The organism is Streptomyces sp. NBC_01351, assembly GCF_036237315.1.
Taxonomy (GTDB): domain Bacteria; phylum Actinomycetota; class Actinomycetes; order Streptomycetales; family Streptomycetaceae; genus Streptomyces.
Window position 1 is genome coordinate 141,165 of sequence record NZ_CP108357.1, and the last position, 17,622, is coordinate 158,786.

At 69.6% G+C, this 17,622-nt stretch carries 17 protein-coding genes; 5 read left to right on the forward strand and 12 right to left on the reverse strand.

What is annotated here, in order from left to right; genetic code table 11:
* The first annotated feature begins 160 nt into the window (after window positions 1–160).
* Window positions 161–979: a hypothetical protein gene (locus OG625_RS39860; RefSeq protein WP_329391548.1), complete on the forward strand. Its 819-nt coding sequence runs from the start codon at window positions 161–163 to the stop codon at window positions 977–979.
* A 606-nt stretch (window positions 980–1,585) separates the two neighbouring features.
* On the opposite strand, the gene OG625_RS39865 is transcribed toward OG625_RS39860, so the two are convergent.
* From OG625_RS39865 to OG625_RS39875, 3 genes are all read right to left on the reverse strand, one after another.
* On the reverse strand, window positions 1,586–1,783 hold the full coding sequence (locus OG625_RS39865) for a hypothetical protein (protein ID WP_329391546.1): 198 nt from the start codon (window positions 1,781–1,783) through the stop codon (window positions 1,586–1,588).
* A 153-nt stretch (window positions 1,784–1,936) separates the two neighbouring features.
* Window positions 1,937–3,826 (reverse strand): MobF family relaxase, encoded by a 1,890-nt coding sequence (mobF, locus tag OG625_RS39870; RefSeq protein ID WP_329391543.1) that lies wholly within the window; start codon window positions 3,824–3,826, stop codon window positions 1,937–1,939.
* Between the two features lie 466 nt (window positions 3,827–4,292).
* Complete coding sequence (locus tag OG625_RS39875) at window positions 4,293–4,877, reverse strand: hypothetical protein (RefSeq protein WP_329391541.1); 585 nt, start codon at window positions 4,875–4,877, stop codon at window positions 4,293–4,295.
* A 680-nt stretch (window positions 4,878–5,557) separates the two neighbouring features.
* Here OG625_RS39875 and OG625_RS39880 point away from each other — a divergent pair.
* The 3 genes from OG625_RS39880 to OG625_RS39890 all read left to right on the forward strand — a co-directional run bounded on the left by OG625_RS39880 (window position 5,558) and on the right by OG625_RS39890 (window position 8,411).
* Window positions 5,558–6,166 (forward strand): sigma-70 family RNA polymerase sigma factor, encoded by a 609-nt coding sequence (locus OG625_RS39880; protein ID WP_329391538.1) that lies wholly within the window; start codon window positions 5,558–5,560, stop codon window positions 6,164–6,166.
* 1 nt (window position 6,167) lies between these two features.
* Complete coding sequence (locus OG625_RS39885) at window positions 6,168–7,832, forward strand: IclR family transcriptional regulator domain-containing protein (protein WP_329391536.1); 1,665 nt, start codon at window positions 6,168–6,170, stop codon at window positions 7,830–7,832.
* A 294-nt stretch (window positions 7,833–8,126) separates the two neighbouring features.
* Entirely contained in the window at window positions 8,127–8,411 is a 285-nt protein-coding gene (locus OG625_RS39890) for a ribosomal protein L7/L12 (RefSeq protein WP_329391534.1), read from the forward strand.
* Between the two features lie 322 nt (window positions 8,412–8,733).
* On the opposite strand, the gene OG625_RS39895 is transcribed toward OG625_RS39890, so the two are convergent.
* Window positions 8,734–9,744 (reverse strand): ParB/RepB/Spo0J family partition protein, encoded by a 1,011-nt coding sequence (locus OG625_RS39895; RefSeq protein ID WP_329391532.1) that lies wholly within the window; start codon window positions 9,742–9,744, stop codon window positions 8,734–8,736.
* The gene (locus OG625_RS39900) at window positions 9,741–10,886 is read right to left on the reverse strand and encodes a ParA family protein (protein ID WP_329391530.1); all 1,146 of its coding nucleotides are present in this window, start codon (window positions 10,884–10,886) and stop codon (window positions 9,741–9,743) included. The genes OG625_RS39895 and OG625_RS39900 overlap by 4 nt, the downstream gene beginning before the upstream one ends.
* A gap of 213 nt (window positions 10,887–11,099) precedes the next feature.
* On the opposite strand from OG625_RS39900, the gene OG625_RS39905 reads away from it, so the two are divergent.
* Window positions 11,100–11,273: a hypothetical protein gene (locus OG625_RS39905; RefSeq protein WP_329391529.1), complete on the forward strand. Its 174-nt coding sequence runs from the start codon at window positions 11,100–11,102 to the stop codon at window positions 11,271–11,273.
* A 739-nt stretch (window positions 11,274–12,012) separates the two neighbouring features.
* On the opposite strand, the gene OG625_RS39910 is transcribed toward OG625_RS39905, so the two are convergent.
* The 7 genes from OG625_RS39910 to OG625_RS39940 all read right to left on the reverse strand — a co-directional run bounded on the left by OG625_RS39910 (window position 12,013) and on the right by OG625_RS39940 (window position 17,616).
* Window positions 12,013–12,870 carry a hypothetical protein gene (locus OG625_RS39910; RefSeq protein WP_329391527.1) on the reverse strand — a complete coding sequence of 286 codons (858 nt, stop codon included), beginning with the start codon at window positions 12,868–12,870 and terminating at the stop codon, window positions 12,013–12,015.
* A 97-nt stretch (window positions 12,871–12,967) separates the two neighbouring features.
* Window positions 12,968–13,360 carry a hypothetical protein gene (locus OG625_RS39915; protein ID WP_329391525.1) on the reverse strand — a complete coding sequence of 131 codons (393 nt, stop codon included), beginning with the start codon at window positions 13,358–13,360 and terminating at the stop codon, window positions 12,968–12,970.
* A 171-nt stretch (window positions 13,361–13,531) separates the two neighbouring features.
* Window positions 13,532–13,774 (reverse strand): hypothetical protein, encoded by a 243-nt coding sequence (locus OG625_RS39920; protein WP_329391523.1) that lies wholly within the window; start codon window positions 13,772–13,774, stop codon window positions 13,532–13,534.
* Window positions 13,775–14,324: 550 nt separating this feature from the next.
* On the reverse strand, window positions 14,325–14,660 hold the full coding sequence (locus tag OG625_RS39925) for a hypothetical protein (protein ID WP_329391520.1): 336 nt from the start codon (window positions 14,658–14,660) through the stop codon (window positions 14,325–14,327).
* A gap of 150 nt (window positions 14,661–14,810) precedes the next feature.
* Window positions 14,811–14,975 (reverse strand): hypothetical protein, encoded by a 165-nt coding sequence (locus OG625_RS39930; RefSeq protein WP_329391517.1) that lies wholly within the window; start codon window positions 14,973–14,975, stop codon window positions 14,811–14,813.
* 17 nt (window positions 14,976–14,992) lie between these two features.
* Window positions 14,993–15,451, reverse strand: coding sequence for a DUF6197 family protein (locus OG625_RS39935; protein ID WP_329391515.1), 459 nt, complete (start codon window positions 15,449–15,451; stop codon window positions 14,993–14,995).
* Complete coding sequence (locus OG625_RS39940) at window positions 15,448–17,616, reverse strand: hypothetical protein (RefSeq protein WP_329391513.1); 2,169 nt, start codon at window positions 17,614–17,616, stop codon at window positions 15,448–15,450. Before OG625_RS39940 ends, OG625_RS39935 begins: the two co-directional genes overlap by 4 nt.
* Window positions 17,617–17,622 lie beyond the last annotated feature (6 nt).

Below are 17,622 nucleotides of genomic sequence, written 5' to 3' on the forward strand. Positions count from 1 at the left end.
CTCTTGCGTCTGGGCTGCTGCTTGCCCGACCGTTTGGGGATCCGTTGTGCAGCTCGGGGGGAGTATGGGCTTGGGGAACAACCGGGTGCGGCTCAGCGGCGGTTCGGCGTGGCAAACGGACTTCCGTCGCCGGACCACAGGCCAGGCCCCCAGGACCGCGATGGAGATCGCCACAGTCCGCCGCACGCTGAACCACACTCTGACTGAACTGAAGCGGGCCATCGACCGGTATGCGGTCGCGGTCGCCGCCGACCTGTATGCCCTGGCATGGCAGCAGGCGGCCGGAGCTCCACCGAGCGAGACCCGCGAGCAGCGGGCACAGCTGCAGGACTTCAAGAGGATCCTGGGCTCCCGCCGGTGGCAGGAGGAAGAACGACGCCAGGCCGCCGCAGCGCCCCCAAAAGCCGTCCCACCACAGCCCAAGCAGACAGTCGCCGCACCCAGAGTGCGACCGGACGTCGCCCGGGCGGGCGACTCCGCTGTTGTCCGGCCGCCGCGCCGGAGGATCACGCCGTCTGCGGCACCTCGGCGTTCCTCCGCACCGCCCCAAGCCCCCATCCCGGCTCCGGCTCCGGCTCCGGCTCCGGTGGTGAAGTCCCGCCCGTCCCACAGGAATGATCCGGCGCTCCTGGAGACCGGACAGCTGTGGGAAATCGCGACCATATTGCGGCCCCTGCTGGAACAGACCGCCCGCGCCGGCTCCACTACCACCTGGCCCCAGATCCACAAACGCCTGCCGGGCCTGCCCCGCCTCCATGCCGACGACCGATGCGTGCTCCTGTGGCTGGTCGACGAAGACGGCCGAAAGGAAGAACCTCTCCTGTCCGCGCTCGTCACGGTCGGGGACCGCCAGATGCACCCCCGCTTCCCGGCCGTAGCCGAACAGCTCGGCTGGAGATGCCCGGCCGGCAGCCGGCAGCACACCGCATGGAGCTACGAAGTCCTCAAGGTTCACCAGCACTGGCGCCACCGACACTGACCCCGTGCTCCCTACGTGCGCACCGAGCCCGAGGCAAGCCGAAGCCGCTGTGGGGACGGCTTGCCCAGGCTCGCCTTGGGCTTGCCCAGCCTGTTGGACCGGCTCCGGCAGCTGGCGGGCAAGCCGCTGCCGGAAGCTTGTCACCCCGTCGGGCTCACCGTGCCTTCGGCAGTGCTGCCAGGGACCGGCGGTTCTCGCTGCGGCCGACGACTCACCACACCGGTCGATCGGCCCCGTTGCGAATCAGCAGGGGCAGGGTCGTGGTCGCCACGGCGAGCCGGTGGTTCACGCCCCCGACACCGCCGGCCCGCTCGTGGAAGGCGGCCGTCCTTGGGTGATTTCTCCCCTCCCGGCACCGTCCTCTGTCCACAGGACCGCGCTCCGAAGATCGCTTCCGAGGCCGCCGCGATCGGCGGGGCGGCCCGATCTGCTCACGGCTCCAGACGTTCTACGCCGCAGACTGTCGCCCACAACCAGCGTGAGCACCCCGAGAGCCGGTCACACCAGCCTTTTGCCCTGCGACTTCATGTTGGCGGAGGCTCAGTGCGGTGGCCGGGAGTGCCGTGCATCGTCGGTGTGCGCACTGGTGCGCACGATGTCGTTCACTCACCTCTGGCGGCGTCGGCGCAGACGCGCGGCCCGCCAGGGGTTCGGCCGGCCGCCGGGGTACTGCCTGGAGCGGCGCCGGACCGGCGGCGGCTTTGGCGACGCGTACAGCGCCGCCCGCAGCCGGATCGCGTCGGTGAGCTGCTCCAGACGCTCCAAGCGCTCCGGCGAGAGGTGCAGCGGGACCGGGTCAACCATGGGGGCCTCCGTACTTGGGTGGTGTTGGTCCCTGCACCCTCGCCCCTCTCCGTCACCTCCAGGACGTGAGCGTCGGCCACGTCCCGGCAGGTGGCCCGGCGACTTCGTGCTGTGTCCCGCCGGGCGGGCCGGGCTCTCTCCCGGCTGCGTCCGTCACTGCTGTGCCGCTCCTCTTCCCTGGGCCAGCCTGGGGTGCTGGTGCGGCTGTTGGCTGGCGGGACTGGCCGCGTCGGCTTGCTGCTCGGGCTGTGGCCGGTCGGCGATGGCGCGGCGGCGGGCGTCAGCCTCGCGCTTGAAGGCGGCGAACCGGGCGAGGTTCTCCGGCGTGCTTATCCACGTCGCCGGATCGGTCGTGCGTCCCTCCAGCAGCTCCGGCATCGCGGCCTGCTGGTGGGCGTGGACGGCTGCGGCTTGCTGCACTGGGGTGAGGGCGGCGTCCCGGCCGGGGTGGTCGACGGCGTGCGGTGCGGCCGCCGCCTGGTCGTGGTTGTGGTCGTCGGTGCGCGCGGTGGCCGACGCGGTCGCGGCCGGCGCTCCGTCCAGCACCGGAGGGGGTGCGGTGCGAGCGAGGCGGATCGCGTTCTGCAGAGCGAGGCTGGCGACCTGTGCCCGCTCGTACCGGGTCGACGCCCGCGGCGGCCTGCCGTCTGTACCGGCGATCCACCAGCGGGCGGGCCAGGCGAAGTCGGCGGTGTAGGTGAGCTGGTCCGGCGCCGGGGTCCGGCGGCCCTTCTGGGGCACGGTGAGCTGGCGCGAGTGGCGGTCCAGGGCCTTGTCGGCGATGTAGTTGTCCAGGCCTGGCGGAAAGACGCGGCCGCGCATGGTCTCCAGGAGATGCCGGCGTGCTTCGGCCAGGACATGGCGGCGGGCGAAGGCGTTGCGGACGGTGTAAACGACCGCGGCGACGTCGACAGCGGCGAGCACGGTGTCCACCAGCGGGCTCACCCGGGCCCGGATCGCCGCACCGGCCGCCCGACACCGCTCCAGGAGCCCGTCGATCATTCGCACGCCGAAGCGCCAGAGCGCTGAAGCGCGCCACCACGCGCGCAGCTGCTCCAAGGGCTTCGGGGTCTTCTTGTCCGGGCGGGTGTCCTGCGCCGCCCACCAGCCGAGTCCGTGGCGGGCGCGCTCGCCGGGCAGCCGCCCGTGCTTGGCGACGTACTCGTCGGTGACGCCCTCCAGCGCGTCTGCGATCCGCTGGCGGCGGGTGGAGGACCAGTCGATCAGCTCTGAGTCGACCCCGGCTATCTCCATGACCGGGCGCAGGCCCGGCGTGACCTCGCGGGGCACGGTCGCCAGCCCGAGCTCCTCACACACCTCGGTCGTCATTGTGAGGGTGTAGAGCGTCCCGGCGGCCACCACATACTGAAGGAGGCGGCGGGTGTCCAGCGCGTACCAGGAGCCGTCCGGGCGCTGCACCCGATTGGCGATCAGACAGTGCGTATGAAGCAGGGGAAACCCGTCACGGTTGTCGAAGTGCCGGAACGCCGCGACGACCAGGCCCGGGGCCTTCGCACGTTCCCGGCCTGAAGACCACCGGGTCTCCGCGACCTCCTCCTCCAGCCAGCGCAGCACGGTGGCGATGGCCCGCTCGTGCGCCCGCTCGATGACCCGCCGGGTGTGATCATCTCCCAGCGCCCACAGCACGATCAGGGACGCCTGCGCACGGAACACGAAGTCGAACGCGAGCAACGGAGTCTGCTTCCGCCGCTGGATCTCCTCGATCGGCTGCCCGAGGACGGTGTCCCGTCGCGCCGTCTCCAGATCGGCGCCCTCGTCCAGGCGCTCGCGTTCAATGCGGTCGGCGTCCGGGTGCCGGCCTTCCCCGAACAGCAGCTCCGCCTGCCGCTCCGTCACCACCGAGCCCGCGGTGAGCCCGAGCGCAGCGAGTCCCAACCCCATCCACACCCCGGGCGGGAGACCTGCTTCCTCCTGGGCGTCCTTCATCGGCTTCCCAGCCGGGCGGCGGCCGTCCCCGAAAGCTACTCCCCGTACGTAGTACCGCCAGGCATTCCCCGGCTGAACCTTCGCGACACTGATCATCCCCACAGGGGACACTGGCCCTGACCTGTGAGAAAGCGCGATCCCGTGGGGCGGGACAGTTCACCAGACCTTCACGGCAAATCCCGCACGGCGGGCGCCTGCGGCGACGTCTCTCCCGCCCGGCAAACACCGTCTTTCACACCCACGGCCCCTACAGGGGGCCATGCAAATGCTGCGCGACAACCAGTCACCCACGCCTCACGCACCCCCAACAACCGACAGCAGACGACTCCACCGTCAAGTCGCGCACGCCTACGCACCGCTCCCCCACCCGACGGACCATAGCCCCGCCCCTGCACCACTAGTGCCCGTCACAACCGGCCGTCGCCTGGGTGGCTACGCCTTCCGTCGGCCGCCCGGCCACGGAGGCGGCCTTGGAACGTGCGAACCGAACGCGCTGCTCAACTCGCCACGGTGCTAGACATCCCGGCGGCCGGCGCACCGTCGCTCTGGGGTGGGAGTTGGTTCAGCGGCTGAGGTAGCGCGTCACGTACCGGCGGGCCGCGGCCTCGCTCGTTCCGAGCCCGGTTGCCACCTCGTCAATCGGGACTCCTTCGTCGAGCAGGGCGTTCGCCGCGTCCTCCCCCACCTCGGCGATGAGGTACTGGAGATCGGCCAACGCCTTCAGCACAACCAGTGGGGACGCCAACGAGAGGTTGCTCAGCTGGCCGGTCAGCTCGGTCAGGACCGCGCTGAGCGTTTCGGGCAGGGGCACGCTGGCGTCCCGAATCACCGTTAGGTGCGCGCCGACGTCCGCGATCGGGCCGTCCAGGTCGACATCAGCCTCGTACAAGGGGAGCTCGCCGAGCGTCGTCCAGTCCAGCGGGTACTGGGCCGGACCCCGCCAGCCGCACGAGCACGCACCGCGGAGCACCGCGGCGCGGGGCCGGCCGAACCGCCCGTCATAGACGTGCCACTCCGTCGACGTCGGCATCTCCCCGCCGCTGCCCACGTCGAAGTACACGGGGCCGGGCTCGGTGCCGTCCTCGAGCAGCACGCCCACCGAGCCCTCGTGCGCCGCCTTCAAGTCCCTCAGTGTGTGGTCCGCCACGTCCATCCCCTCCACATCGTGCGCCTGCCATCCAGCTCGGGCCGCCGTACCCCTCCGGTCCGCCGGATCCAGCCTGCCGTATACGTCCGACCGCGTACGCATATCCGGCAAAGCGCCACCCTTCAACGAAAGGCCGACGTCGCCGCAGTCGTGACGAACCACGGCATCAACGTCGAGGGCGGCAGTTTTACGGTCGTAAAACTCGGCCGGGCAACGATCCGAGGTGCCCCCGATCCTGATGAGGGCGTTGGCCTGACCACGGCGGAATGGGCCGTTGGCGACTGGAGTGCAGGTCCTTCCGGCCAGTTTCGATCATCTTCGGTCGACGGGAAATTCCGGTGGGGGCTCCCCGTAGTAGTCACGTGGCGCAGTGAGCGTCGTCCCCGGAAGGAAGACCTGGAGCCTGAATTGACACCCCCGGACTGGGCCGAGTTCATCTCGGCCATGGCTGGCTTGGTCCACGCGGCGGTTGCCGTGTCCGGCCGGCCCTGGGCTGCGGGCCTGCGTACGCGGAGGACGCGCCGCCGGCCCGCGGGCGGTGTGGGCGCACCGGCACGGCGCACGCCGTGCAGCGTTACGAAGACCGTCGTCCTCCGCTACGAGCCGCCCGATGGCGGCCGGCTGACGATCTGGGCGATAACGGCCCTGCCCTCGGACGTAGGCCGGGAGGAGGACGGTTCGTGCTAAGCGGTTCACCGGACGGAGGCCTCCCCCGCCGACGGGAGGTGGTCCGTCTGTTCGAGACCCACTTCGGGGAGTACCAGCAGAAGGTCTTGGCCTTCCTGCGGTACGAGTTCCCGGACCTGCACAACTACTGGGAGGAGATCGTGCAGGAGGCTTTGGAGCACACGCTGCATGTCTGGCTGGAAGGTCGGAACCGGCCGGGCTGCCCGCCTCTGCCCTACATGAAGAAGGTGGCACGCAACTTGGCCATCGACTCCTATCGGTCTCCCGAGTGCCCGCTGGACGACTGCGATCTGCTGCCGCTCGTCGACGAGCGGGTGGTGCGCCGGCACGAGGTGTTCACGCCTCTCGACCCCGCGACGGAGATCGTGCTCCCGGCCTTGGCGAACATGAGGCGATCAAAGCGTAAAACCGTCGCAGAAGCGCAGATTCAGGGAAAGGATGAGGAAAGCATCGCAACCGACCTGGGACTCCCGCGCGAACAGGTCCGGTCTCTGAGCAGCAAGGCAGCCAGGGATCTGCGTGAGATGGACGAAGTCCACGACCACATCCGTCCAGCACACCAGAGGAAGAGCCGGCGCGGGGAAGAGGACGCAGGTGACTGACGTGAGCAGGAATGACAGCGGCCGAGGCCCTCGTCCGGGGTACGCCCTGGACGGGTTCGCCGCCGTACTGTCCGGACTGAAGGGACCGAAGGACTACTGGGACCGCCCAGACGGAAACTGGGGACTGCTGATCGGCCCGCGCGCGGTCGCACGGCGTCGGCACGCGAACTCGTGCTATCGCCTAGGGAGCAAGGCGTTGCGCGCCGGGGACTGGCAGCGCGCGGCAGCCTGGCTCACGCGCGCCCGAGCTGAGCGGCATCCGGGGGCAGCGTTCCGGATGGCCGTCGTGCTGTGGCGAACTGCGGCAGTCGCCAACGATCAGGCGGGCCGGGGGCAGGACATCGTCGCGGCGGTGATGGACGCGGCCCGCTTTGGTCACGGTGATGCGCAGCGTCTGCTGGAGGAGAACGGCTGGTCCGTCCCCAGCGCCACGGAGCAGTCCGCCACGGCGGTGTCTGGGTCAACGGGGGCGGCCAGGTGGCAGGACCCGGCGTTCGCCGACGCCGTTGCCGAGGCACTGGCTGTACTGCGGCCCGGTGTTCCGCGCGCGCGCCGGCGGCCCCTGGCCCCGCAGGAGGTCCTGACAGACGAGGAACCGTCCTCCATCGAGAACCCTTCGGTGGCCCTGGGTTCCGTGAACAGCGGCGGTGCTCGCTGGGAAGGCGGCGAGCAATATGGCGAATCGGCGATCGGGTTCCAGCTCGGCACGCTCTGGGCCCCGCCCTCGGCGGCGACTGACCCCGGACACACGCCGCGGCAGTGGGAAGACTCGCTGCGGATCCTGGACGTGCTCCAGCTGATCAGGGAAACCGGCCCTGGCGTCCCCACCGAGGTGGTGGCGACGACCGCGGGCATCACCACGGCCGCTGCGGCGGAACTGCTGGTCTGGCTCAGCGAGACCAGCCTCACCCGGCGTTTGTCCGACGGGACATGGGAGCCCGGTCCGCTGCTGGAGCGGATTGACCGCGGCGAGGACGTCCTGAAACCGGTACTCGACCAGCTCATGGAGGACACCGGCGCCGCCGTCTATGTCAGCACGTACGACGACGGCGAGATCGTCGTCCCCCATTCCGCCTTCGGCCCCACAGCCCCCGAGGTCACCGTCACCGCAGAGTTCTGCGATACCGCGCACGCGAGTGCGGTCGGCAAAGCCCTGCTCTCCCAGCTCGACGAGGACGCGCGCAAGGAGCACCTGTCCAGGCGTCCCACCATCCCGCTCACCAGCCGAACCATCACCGACCACCTGCAGCTCTTCGACGACCTGGACCGCTACGGACCGGAAGGCACTCACTTCGACAAGCGGGAGTACTCCGACGACTGGTACTGCGTCGCCGTCTCCCTACCGCTGCCTGACAGGGCCTGCTGCGTCGCCGTCGCCCTACCCGTCGCCCGCTCCCGCCGTCTCCTCAAGGCCGCCGACATCCTCAGCAACCGCTCCACCGGCCTGCTCCTCGCGCTCGTCCTCGCCACGTACAGCGCACCCCAGACCGACAAACCTCGGAAGGAAGACCAGCCGTCCACCGACGACCACCTGACTAAGCCTGTCCAAAACACTGCACCCCTGGAGAGCAGCCTGTTCGTACCGCCCAGCGGTCTGCTGCTGCCCCCGTCCCTGACTGGCCGCCATACCACGACCAGCGGCCTGCTGATCGTCAGCCAACGCTGAGGGGTGGGGGATCCAGGGATTCGACGGTCGGCTTCGCCGCCTGATCGGTCAGGCTGGCTGCTTGGGCGGCTGGGGTGCTAACGGCGTTAGCACCCCAGCGCGTCAAAAGGCGTCGAACCCGCCCGGATGGCCGGGCGGGCTCGGTTGTGTGGTGCCTTGGTGCTAGTGCTGCGAAGCGGAAGTTCCGCCGCACTGTTGAAGACGAGGCTGCCGCCGCCGACCAGCGATGATGGCGTGAGGAACGCTGTGCAAACCACCGACAGGGCGTCCGTCGCAAAGCCATAGGGTTCGAGCATGGAATCCGTACTGCTGTCCGCCGCCCTTGTGCTCGTTGTCCTGCTCTTTCTGTCGTCCCCGGCGGGGAAGATCGTGAGTGTCGAGCGGCGGCTTGCCCGTCTGGAGCGGAAGATGGATCTGCTGCTCGGCCACCTCGGTGTGGAGGAGCCGCAGATACCCGGCATGGAGCGGGTGCATGAACTGATCCGGCAGGGTAAGAAGATCGAGGCCATCAAGGTGTATCGACAGCTCACCGGCGAAGGGCTCAAGGAGGCCAAGGACGCTGTGGAGCGGATGAGCTGACCAGCAGTAGCGCCCGCCGTTTCTAGCGCTGCGCCGCGGAAGTTCCGCCGATGGCCATCGGCTCGCCGTGCATGGTGCTTGATCCTGATGATCGGTGCGTGTTGGAGGACCGGGTACGCGCGCATACGCGGTGGCGCCGCAGACGCAATCGGCGGGCTAGGCCGACGGCTTGCGGCGGGCCAGCACCCGGGCGCCCACCAGCAGCGGCGCAGCCGGCGGCGCCCCCGCTCGCATGGCTTGGGTGCTAACGGCGTTAGCACCCAAGCCATGCGAGAGCCCGCGCAGTGAAACCTGCACGGGCTCATGCCGGTTCCGTACCAGGCTAGTCGTTGCCATGGGCGGCAAGAAGGCGCTCCAGGAGCACCTCACGCTGCGCGAGGTCCATCTTCTCGAAGACGAGGTCGGCGACCTTGTGACCGTCGTCCCAAGGTTCCCGGACCCTAGGACTGGTCGGCTGAGGGATGTGTGTTGTCTCGGTGGCGGCACTCTCGACGTCCACGGACGAGGGCAGGCCCCCTGAAGGCGGGGACACTTGCACTGGGTCGGCTGCGGTGGCCGCAGCCGGGGTGCTAACGGCGTTAGCACCCTTGGCGGTCTGGGTCTGCTTACGCTGCTTGGTCCGAGCCCGCTTCTCGAGGGCTTCCTCGACCGCCTCCTGCTGCTGCTGCGCAGGCAGCTGCCCGACGTTCCGCGCGATCTCTACCGGAAGGCTGCGGTTCTCAACAGCGGTCTGGAGTTCCGGGGTCAGCTTCAACAGGGCAATGCGCTGGGTCACCCACGGGCTGGACTTACCCAGGGCGCGCGCGACGGCACGCTGGGATCCGTGTACGGCAACGAGGCGCTCAAGGGCTTTCGCCTCGTCTAGCGGATCCAGGCTCTCGTGCTGAACGGCTGCGGTGAGGGCGGTCTCCAGGAGGGTGTCGGCGCTCTCGGCAAGGGAGTTGTCGACGTGCACCGGCACGTCGTCCAGGCCTGCGAGCCGCGCGGCGGCAAGGCGTCTGTTGCCGTCCACGACGACGAACGCGGCACGGCCGAGATTCGACTGACCCGGGTGTGCTTCGAGGAACGCCATCTTGGTGACGATGGTGAGGGGCTGGATGATTCCACGCGAGGCCAGGCTGTCCGCGAGGTCCTCGACGGACCGGAGCTCCACACGAGGGTTATACGGGTTGTGTGCCAGAGCCTCCAAAGGCACACGGCGGGTCTCTTGCTGGCTGATGGCCGGCTCAGCGTCCTGCCCCGAGAACCGGGCGAAGCTGGCAGCCCGGCTGCTCATTGGCTGAGCGACCGCGTCGAACGTGGGGGAGTCCCCCAGCATGTCCGCCTTGCTCATGCGATCTTCACCCCTCGTGCGATCTGCCGCATCTGGTGGGACTGCTCGCAGTCGGGCGCGTAGTCCAACAGCGGGCGCTGCTTGCGGACGGCCTCGCGCTGTTCCTTCACGTCTGGAACGACGGCGAGGACCGGGGGAGTACCCAGCGACTTCCACTTGTCGAGTGACGATGTCGCGATGTAGCCGCGGCGGCTGTCGAACTTGTTGACCACGAGACCGAGCTGCTCGATGGAGATGTCGAAGTCTCGGGAGAGGGAGTCGATCTGCTGGATGAGCATCCCGTACGCCTGCGCTGAGGTGTCTTCGGCTTCCACGGGGATGATGAGGCCTGAGGCTCCGGGCTTTTCCTCGTCGCGCTGGCGGCCGAAGGTGAGGGCCGCGTCCATGGCAAGGCCGAGGCTGGGCGGGGAGTCCACGACGATGACGTCGAAGTGTTCCTCCAGCGGGGCGATGGCGCGCTCGAGTGCAGCGTGGCGCGGACCCCTGAACATCGTGAGACCCGAGTCGAGGAGGAACGCGTCGAAGGCTGCGGGAAGGATCCGCAGTCGTCCGCCAAACCGGTTGCCCTCTATGGCAACGGTGAGGTCGAGGAGCGGTTGCTTGACCAGCTCGCGGTGCAGCATGTGCGTGATGAGGCTCTCCTCACCGGCAGGGATGGCGGTCAGGCCGAGCTGGTGGGTGAGGTGGCCTTGCGGGTCATAGTCCACAAGTAGGACGCGCAGGCCGTCCTCGGCCAGGGCCTCGGCGAGGCCGGCGGAGACGGCGGTCTTGCCGACGCCGCCCTTCTGGTTACAGACGACGATTCGCCGCGTGATGCCCTGGGATCCGGCAGGGTTGTCGGCAAGCCAGAGAACGACGGACTGCGCCAGCCCTTGGATGTAGGAGACGCCGCGGTGGCGGCAGTCTGCCTTGAAGTCCTCGTAGAGGCCCTCGGGGAGGTAGGTGCCGAACGAGTCGGCTCCTGCTGTGTTGACGGCGGGAAGCTCGTCCGGGCAGTCACGCCAGGCCTGGATGCCGGAGGCGACCGCGTCCTGCATATCGGTCTGGAGCTGCGCTGCACGGACCTTGAGGGCTTGCTGAAGGTGAGCGGGCAGCTTGGAGACGAGCTTCTCCCGCTCAGCTCCCGAGTTCGGAGATGACATGCACGGCAGCATACTGCCGCCACCCGTGGTTTAGACGATCCGTTAGGTGCGTTTTGCCGATTTCCAGCGTTAGTTGCTGATCTTGCGCTAACGCCGTTAGCACCACAGGTGTGGTGCTAACGGCGTTAGCACCACGAGTGAACGTCGGTCCGGTGCACGGTCCACCTCCAGCGAACACCTGCAGAACCACACCTCGATGGCGAGCATTGACCCATGCCGAAGACACTGAAGTTCACCGGTGAAGACAAGAACATGACCCTGGAAGAACTCGAAGCGTTCGTGAAAGCAGCACGAGCAGCCGACGCGCCTGGCGACAGCAACGTCAGCGCCACCCTGAGCACGACCGGGAAGATCAAGGAGATAGAGGTCGAGCTTCCAAGCTCTTAGCCGCTCCGCCTTAACCGCGTCGAGGCGCCAGCGGGCTGGTCAGGGGGTGCTTACGGCGTAAGCACCCCCTGAAACGCAAGGGCCCGGATTCCTGCGGTGTCACCGCAGGAATCCGGGCCTTCGTATGTGCACGGGTGGTTCAGCTGGCGAAAAGTGGCAGACGGACGGGCCTGCTACCCAAGGTTCTTGGTCCGGTCAACGGGTCTCGGTCGCCCGGCAGCGCAGCCATGCACGGACAGGCGAGCGGGCTGCAGGGAGTGCCGGGAGTAGGTCGTCGAGCTCTCGGATCTACTCCTGTCCGTGCCATTCGGGATCACACAACTCGGCGTCACAGACAGGGCAGCCGAGCACCTCGTCGGCGACCTCGCCAGGGTCCTCTCCAGAACCGCCGCAGTACGGACACAGCGTGTACCGATGGTCAACCGGGGCCGGATGGGAAGCCCGCTTTGGAGGATGGCCAGACCCCGGACACCAAGCTCACGCAGCACGGCGTCAGCGCCGGCGACGTGGGTGAGGGGCGTGGTGTCGGGTTGGTGGTCGGCGAGCATGCGGTAGGCGGTGGCCCACGCCAGCGTGGTGCGGTCGATTTCGGGGCCGGGTAGTCCGCTGGCCCAGATGTCGGTCGGGTCGGTTCGGGCGGCGCGCCCGGGGGCGCTGTGGGGGAGATTCAGGGTTTCGAGGACGGTTCGGGCTGCGGTCAGGAGGTGGACCTGGCGGCTTACGGGCAGGTTGGTCTGGCTCACGCATTGCCCCTGTCTCGGGCGGTGGCGGCGAGGGCACGGCAACGGACCAGGGCGCGGCGCTCGGTCCAGGCGGTGGCCGCGGTGGTGGGGTGGGTGCCGCGCAGGGCTTGGGTGTAGAGCCAGCGGTCGCGCTGTTCGTCGGAGGCGGGGGAGGCGTATCCGGCGTCGGTAAGGGCCTGCCACGTGGTGGCGTTGTGCGGGGCCTGGCAGGTCGTGCACAGCGGCTGGGTGATGGGCGGGTTGTCGGACATCTGGCAGCCGGGGCTGCACGTCCAGGCAGGGGTGCAGCCGCAGCCGAAGCACGCGGCGGGGTCGATGCCGCCGGGCTTGCGGAGCTTGTAGAGGCTGACGCGGTAGGCGTCGACGGAGGGCCAGCGGGTGTGGCAGTGGCGGCAGGTGCGGACGCGGGAGTAGCCGGAGCGGCCTGGGGTGCTGGCGATGTCGCTGGTCCGGCTTGCCCGTCCGCAGACCGGGCACTGCTCCTGGACCGCGACGTCCTCGGCCTCCAGCCAGTCGACCGAGACCAGGGTGATGGGCAGGGCGTGCTCGGCGTCAGTACCGGTCAGTTCGGTGTGCCACGGGCAGTAGCCGTCGCGGGGGACCGCTCGGGCCCACGTCTTCTTCACGCCGAACGGGATCAACTCGTCGAGTTCACGGCCGGGGAGGATTCGCTGGCCGTAGACGAGTCGGTACTGCGCGGCAGTGACGGCGAGGATGCTGCGCTCGTCCGGGTGTCCGAGCATGAGGAGTGTGCCGCAGTCCTCCTCGATGGCGACGACAGGAATGCCGTAGAGGCGGGTGAAGCCCTTCGCCGTGCTCAGCGGGAAGGCCTCGGTGTTGGTGAGCGTGGTCATGAATGTGACTCCGTTCGACACGCGGGTCAGGGGTGGTTGGCGTCGCGGAATGCAGGCTGTCTCTGGCGTAACCGGCCCTGGGGGCGGGTGCCTCCGGTCAGGGCCGGGCCCACATCCACTGGTCGAGTTCGTAGGCGGCGAGCTGGGTGACGCCGATGATGGCTCGCTCGCCCCACTCGTCCTCGACGGTGACGCGGCCGTGGTCGCTTCGCAGGCGGCGGACGACGTAGAGCATGCCGGGCCGGTCGTCGTGACCTCCGGGGTCTTCCTGACGGCTTAGGTCGTCGTGGTCGTTGGGCCTCAGGGCCCAGACCTGGCCGGCCTCCGCCAGGACGAAGGGATCGCTGTTCAGGACTGCGCGGCACACCGCGTCGTACGCGGCCGACTCGGGGATGTGGTCCTCGGTGACGAGTTCGGTGACGCAGGCGGCAATGAACTCCGCTGCCTTGTAGGGGCCGATGAGCTGGTCGATGGGCAGGGCGGCGTGCATGTGGAACCTCCGGTTCGGCTGGGCTCACGGGTGTGAGGGGGCACCGCTCCTGCCTCGGCCCGCAGGGATGGGCCGAGGCAGCACGGAGATCCGTCACGGACTAGAGCTCGGTCAGCGCCTCGATCGGGACCTCGTATCGGCCAAGGACCGGGCGGGTCGTCGGGTCGGGAGTCAGCGCGTTCGGCGGGTCCGGCGGAGCCGGGCGACCCACGGCCGCAGCCGGTCCACGAGCGTGGGGTGGGTGTGCCGCCAGGCGCTGCGGGCCAGGCCGTGGTCGACGGCGAAGCTCCGAGTGGCTCCGCAGGTGCACGTCCAGGCGTACGGCTCGAGGAGGGTGTCGTCGCGGGTGGCGGTGACCGTGACCTGGGTGCCGTCGTGGCGTCCGTGGTAGGTGCCGATCCAGAGCTGGTTCATGGGAGTCCGTTCACATCGGGACACGCCCTGGGCGGCGCGCCAGACAGGAGAAGCGGGCGGGTGTGGGCTGTCGGGTCAGCGCTGGAGCGGGTGCACGTCGTCGGGGGTGTCGTCGGCCGGCAGGGCGGCCGGGAGCTGGATGTGCGGCTCGATCTGGTGACCGGCGTTGTGGATGTGCGTGAAGATCTCCGGGCACAGACTCAGGACGCGCGGCGCGAAGGCGGAGGCGGCGCTCCAGGCGAGGACGGCGAGCCCGGACAGAAGTTGGAGCGCTTCCGCCGCACCCGCGCCATCACCTGCTCCAGGTACCGGGAAGCCGGCGCTGGGGCAGCGGGGACCGGGGATGGTAGGGCGCGGGCGGCCGATCCTGCGGCGGGGCGGGGAACGAGCACGATGAACCCTTCCGTCTCGGTGGAGTGCACGTGGTTGCGCCCGCCGCCCCTCAGGTACGGGGCTGCGGGCGCGGGTTGAGCGTGTAGGCCTGTCGGCCTGTCCGGGCACCGGCCCGGCCGCCCGTGTGCGGGGCGGCCGGGCCGGTGGCCAGCTGGGGTCACAGGGCGGCGGAGAGGACGCCGAGGATGAGGGCGGCCGCGCTGCCGAGGACGAGGGCGGCGCCGGCGGAGGCCCAGAAGGGGTGCCCCGTGCCCTTGGGGTCGCGAAGGTCGCTGAGCCCGTCCGCGATGCGCGCGTGCATCGCGATCAGCGGGCCCAGGGCGGCGTACCAGCGGCCGAGGCGGTCGACCTGGCCGGCGGCTTCGTCGTCGGGTATGTGCCCGCCGTGAAGGGCGAGGCGGTGGGCGTCGCCCACGGCGGCCAGGTCGTCGAGCTGATGGACGACGGGGCTGGTGGTGCGGCAGACGGTACAGCGGTAGACGTAGCGGCGCACGGGCTGTGTCTCCTGGAGGCTGGGGTTTGGGCAGGACAGTGCGACGCCCCGCCGGGAAGGGTCTCCAGGCGGGGCGCGGGGTTGAGCTTGGGTTTGGTGTGGCTGCTGCCTTCTACGCGTTCTCGCGGCTGGCCATCTGGTGCGTGTGGCTCAGTTGTTGATCTGCCTGCGCACGTCGGCGACCATGCGGAGGATTTGGTGTGCCATGTCGGCGATCGCCTGGAGCTGCCGGTCCACGTCCTCCGGGTTCTGCCCGGTGAAGGAGAACGAACGGTCGTCGTTGCTCGGCTTGGGGTCGGTGAACGAGAACGACACGGGCAGCTCCAGCCGGTTCAGATGTTCATGTGGTGGGCGCACCGGATGGCGGCCTCCCACACGCTACGCACCTGGGCACCGCTGTGGGAGTCGTTCCAGGAGGGGATCGACTCCCACTGGTTGCCGTGCTGCCGGCGGGCCTCGTCCAGGAGCAGGTTCCCCGCGCCCTCGTAGGCGGCGTTGCGGGCGCCGGCCGCCGCGCGCAGCGCGCCGATGGAGCAGCGGGCACCTTCGGGGTGGATGAGCCGGTGCTTGGCCCAGCCGTGGGTGTCGAGGAAGTTGAGGGCGTCGGTGAGGGTCTTCTCGACGGCGCCAGTCAGGCGTACCGGCGGCGCGGCGAGGATGAAGGATGCCGGTGCGGGAGCGGCGGAAGCTGCGGGGGCGTTGGGTTCCGGGGTGGGGTCGAGGAGTTCGAACGCCTTCGCGTACAGGTCCGGGTCAATGTGGGTGAAGTGGCTTTCGGTGCGGGTGTTCATGCTGCTGCCCTCCAGAGTCCGTTCTCGTTGATGACCTCGTCCCGCTTCTTCAGCTCGGACAGGCGCGGCTTGATGTTCTTCGCTGACGTGCCCAGCTTTCGGGCGATGGTCTCGGCGGTCATGGGGATGGATTCGTCTCGCAGGAGTTCGAGGATGCGCGGCTTGATCAGCTCCTGTCCGTCGGAGGGGGCCGCGGGGCCAGCGGGGCCCGCCACGACCTGCTGCTGTGGTGCGGACGGGTCCTGCTGCGCCGGCGTAAGGGCGTCGGCGAGGCTGCCCACCAGGTTCTTGCCGCGCTGGTCGACCATCGGGGTCTGCGCGATCGCCTCCCGGTTTTGCCAGGCGTCGCAGTCCTCGACGGCGACTGGGGTCATGTCTCCGGCGAGGGAGACGGGCGCCACGTCCAGGTGCAGGGAACGGAACTGCACGGCCTGGGATCCTGGGGTGAGGAGGTAGCCGAGACCGAAGGTGCCGTCCTCGGGGCCGGCGGCGGCCGCGGTGGCCAGGCCGCTCATGTCCCGGTCGGCAACCTTGGCGTACTGCCCGGGCCACGAGGAGGGGATCCTCGACAGGTCGATGCCCTCCGCGCCCTCGACCGCGTTCGCGCCGACCAGGGAGCCTTGGCCCCTGGCGCAGCGCAGGAACACCGCGCCCCCGCCGATGAGGAGCTGGGAGCGGATGACCGTGGAGTTGCCGAGGTCTTCGGCCAGCGGGGTCTGGGTGGCCAGGAGAACGCCGATACCCCGCTTGAGGGACCGGCGGGTCAGCTGCTCGACGATGGCTTTGGCCTCCGCGTGGTACGGCGAGGAGACCGACAGCAGCATGTGGGCTTCGTCGATGATGAACGCGATCAGCGGGTCGGTGAAGGGGAAGGCGGGGGAGCGGTAGCGGGCCTCGCGGTCGAGCATCAGCGCGTAGGCCAGGCGCAGGGCGCCCATCGCCTCGTCCAGGCCGTCACCGCAGTAGGCGGCCAGGCCCGCTCCGGCGATGGTTCCGGCCTGCGGGGACGCCAGGATCACGGCGATGCGTGACTTGTGGGCGGAGAGCAGGATCTGTTCCAGGATTCCGGACTTTCCGGAGCGGGAGCCGCCGACGAGGTACAGGTGGCGGGCGCCGGAACCGGGCTGGGCCAGGGGGACCAGGGCGGCGTTGGCGTCGATGTAGGTGCCCAGGCGGACGTATCCGCGCGAGTCCATGGACAGTTCGTCCACGACGGAGGAGAGCATCGTGCTGTGCATCAGCGCGTGCTCCTTCATCACGCGCACCCCCATCTGCGAGGGCTTATCGGTGGGCGCCAGTGCGACCTGGATGGTCTCCAGGTTCAGGTTCCCCGCGAGGTCCTGGATGTTGACGGTCCCGATCGCCTTGCGGTCGCGGGTGGCGATTCCCTCCCAGTCCAGGGGCCCGTCGTAACGGGTCAGGGACAGGGTCGTGCCGGGCATCGCTCCCTCCGGGATCGCGACGTACGCGGCCCACACCTGCTCAGGAGTCGTCGGGGCGCCGGCCGCGATCTCCGGCTGGGCCGCCGCCATCTTCAGGTGCACGGCGACGGGCAGCGCGTTCGGCGCGTAGTGCTTCGGGTCTCCCATCTCCACCTGGGAGACAGGGATCTGGTAGACGGCCGCGATGTCCGCACCTTTCACCCGGACCTGCTGGCCCTGGGGCAGCGTGATGATCCCGGTGAACGACACGTGGTCGTCCCCGACGTCGAGGACGAGCTGCGCGAGCTCGGCCCCGGCCTGGATCAGCTTGCGGCCCTCGGTCTGCGTGGGCCCGGAGATGAACTCCGCCCACCAAGCAGCGATGAGCTGCGCCTGCGAGCTCTGCCCCGTCGCCGCAGCCCCGGTCGTGGCAGGGAGCGCGGGGAGCTCGCCGACGGTATTGCGGTGATGGGCCAGGGCGGCCGCCCCGGCCGGGACCGCGAGCCCGAGGGCGAACAGCGGGTCCATGCCGCTCGCCAGGACCTGGTGCGCGGCGATGCCGCAGCCGGTGGCGGTGATCCCGCAGGCGATCAGGGAGCGCAGGGCGGGAGCGGAAGCGTGGATGGCCCACGCCCCCGCTCCGGCCGCTGCGGCGGCGAGGGCGGACCATGGGCCGGCGGTGGCGGATGCCACCGCGAGAGCGGCGGGCGCGTACTGGATGAACTGTGCTCGGGTCGGCCCCATGGGTCC

Bases quoted from the DNA above. Each gene is read 5' to 3' on its own strand.
- OG625_RS39860 (WP_329391548.1), top strand. From the start codon at position 161: ATGGAGATCGCCACAGTCCGCCGCACGCTGAACCACACTCTGACTGAA.
- OG625_RS39865 (WP_329391546.1), bottom strand. From the start codon at position 1,783: ATGGTTGACCCGGTCCCGCTGCACCTCTCGCCGGAGCGCTTGGAGCGT.
- mobF (WP_329391543.1), bottom strand. From the start codon at position 3,826: ATGATCAGTGTCGCGAAGGTTCAGCCGGGGAATGCCTGGCGGTACTAC.
- OG625_RS39890 (WP_329391534.1), top strand. From the start codon at position 8,127: ATGGAATCCGTACTGCTGTCCGCCGCCCTTGTGCTCGTTGTCCTGCTC.
- OG625_RS39895 (WP_329391532.1), bottom strand. From the start codon at position 9,744: ATGAGCAAGGCGGACATGCTGGGGGACTCCCCCACGTTCGACGCGGTC.
- OG625_RS39900 (WP_329391530.1), bottom strand. From the start codon at position 10,886: ATGTCATCTCCGAACTCGGGAGCTGAGCGGGAGAAGCTCGTCTCCAAG.
- OG625_RS39905 (WP_329391529.1), top strand. From the start codon at position 11,100: ATGCCGAAGACACTGAAGTTCACCGGTGAAGACAAGAACATGACCCTG.
- OG625_RS39910 (WP_329391527.1), bottom strand. From the start codon at position 12,870: ATGACCACGCTCACCAACACCGAGGCCTTCCCGCTGAGCACGGCGAAG.
- OG625_RS39915 (WP_329391525.1), bottom strand. From the start codon at position 13,360: ATGCACGCCGCCCTGCCCATCGACCAGCTCATCGGCCCCTACAAGGCA.
- OG625_RS39920 (WP_329391523.1), bottom strand. From the start codon at position 13,774: ATGAACCAGCTCTGGATCGGCACCTACCACGGACGCCACGACGGCACC.
- OG625_RS39935 (WP_329391515.1), bottom strand. From the start codon at position 15,451: ATGAACACCCGCACCGAAAGCCACTTCACCCACATTGACCCGGACCTG.
- OG625_RS39940 (WP_329391513.1), bottom strand. From the start codon at position 17,616: ATGGGGCCGACCCGAGCACAGTTCATCCAGTACGCGCCCGCCGCTCTC.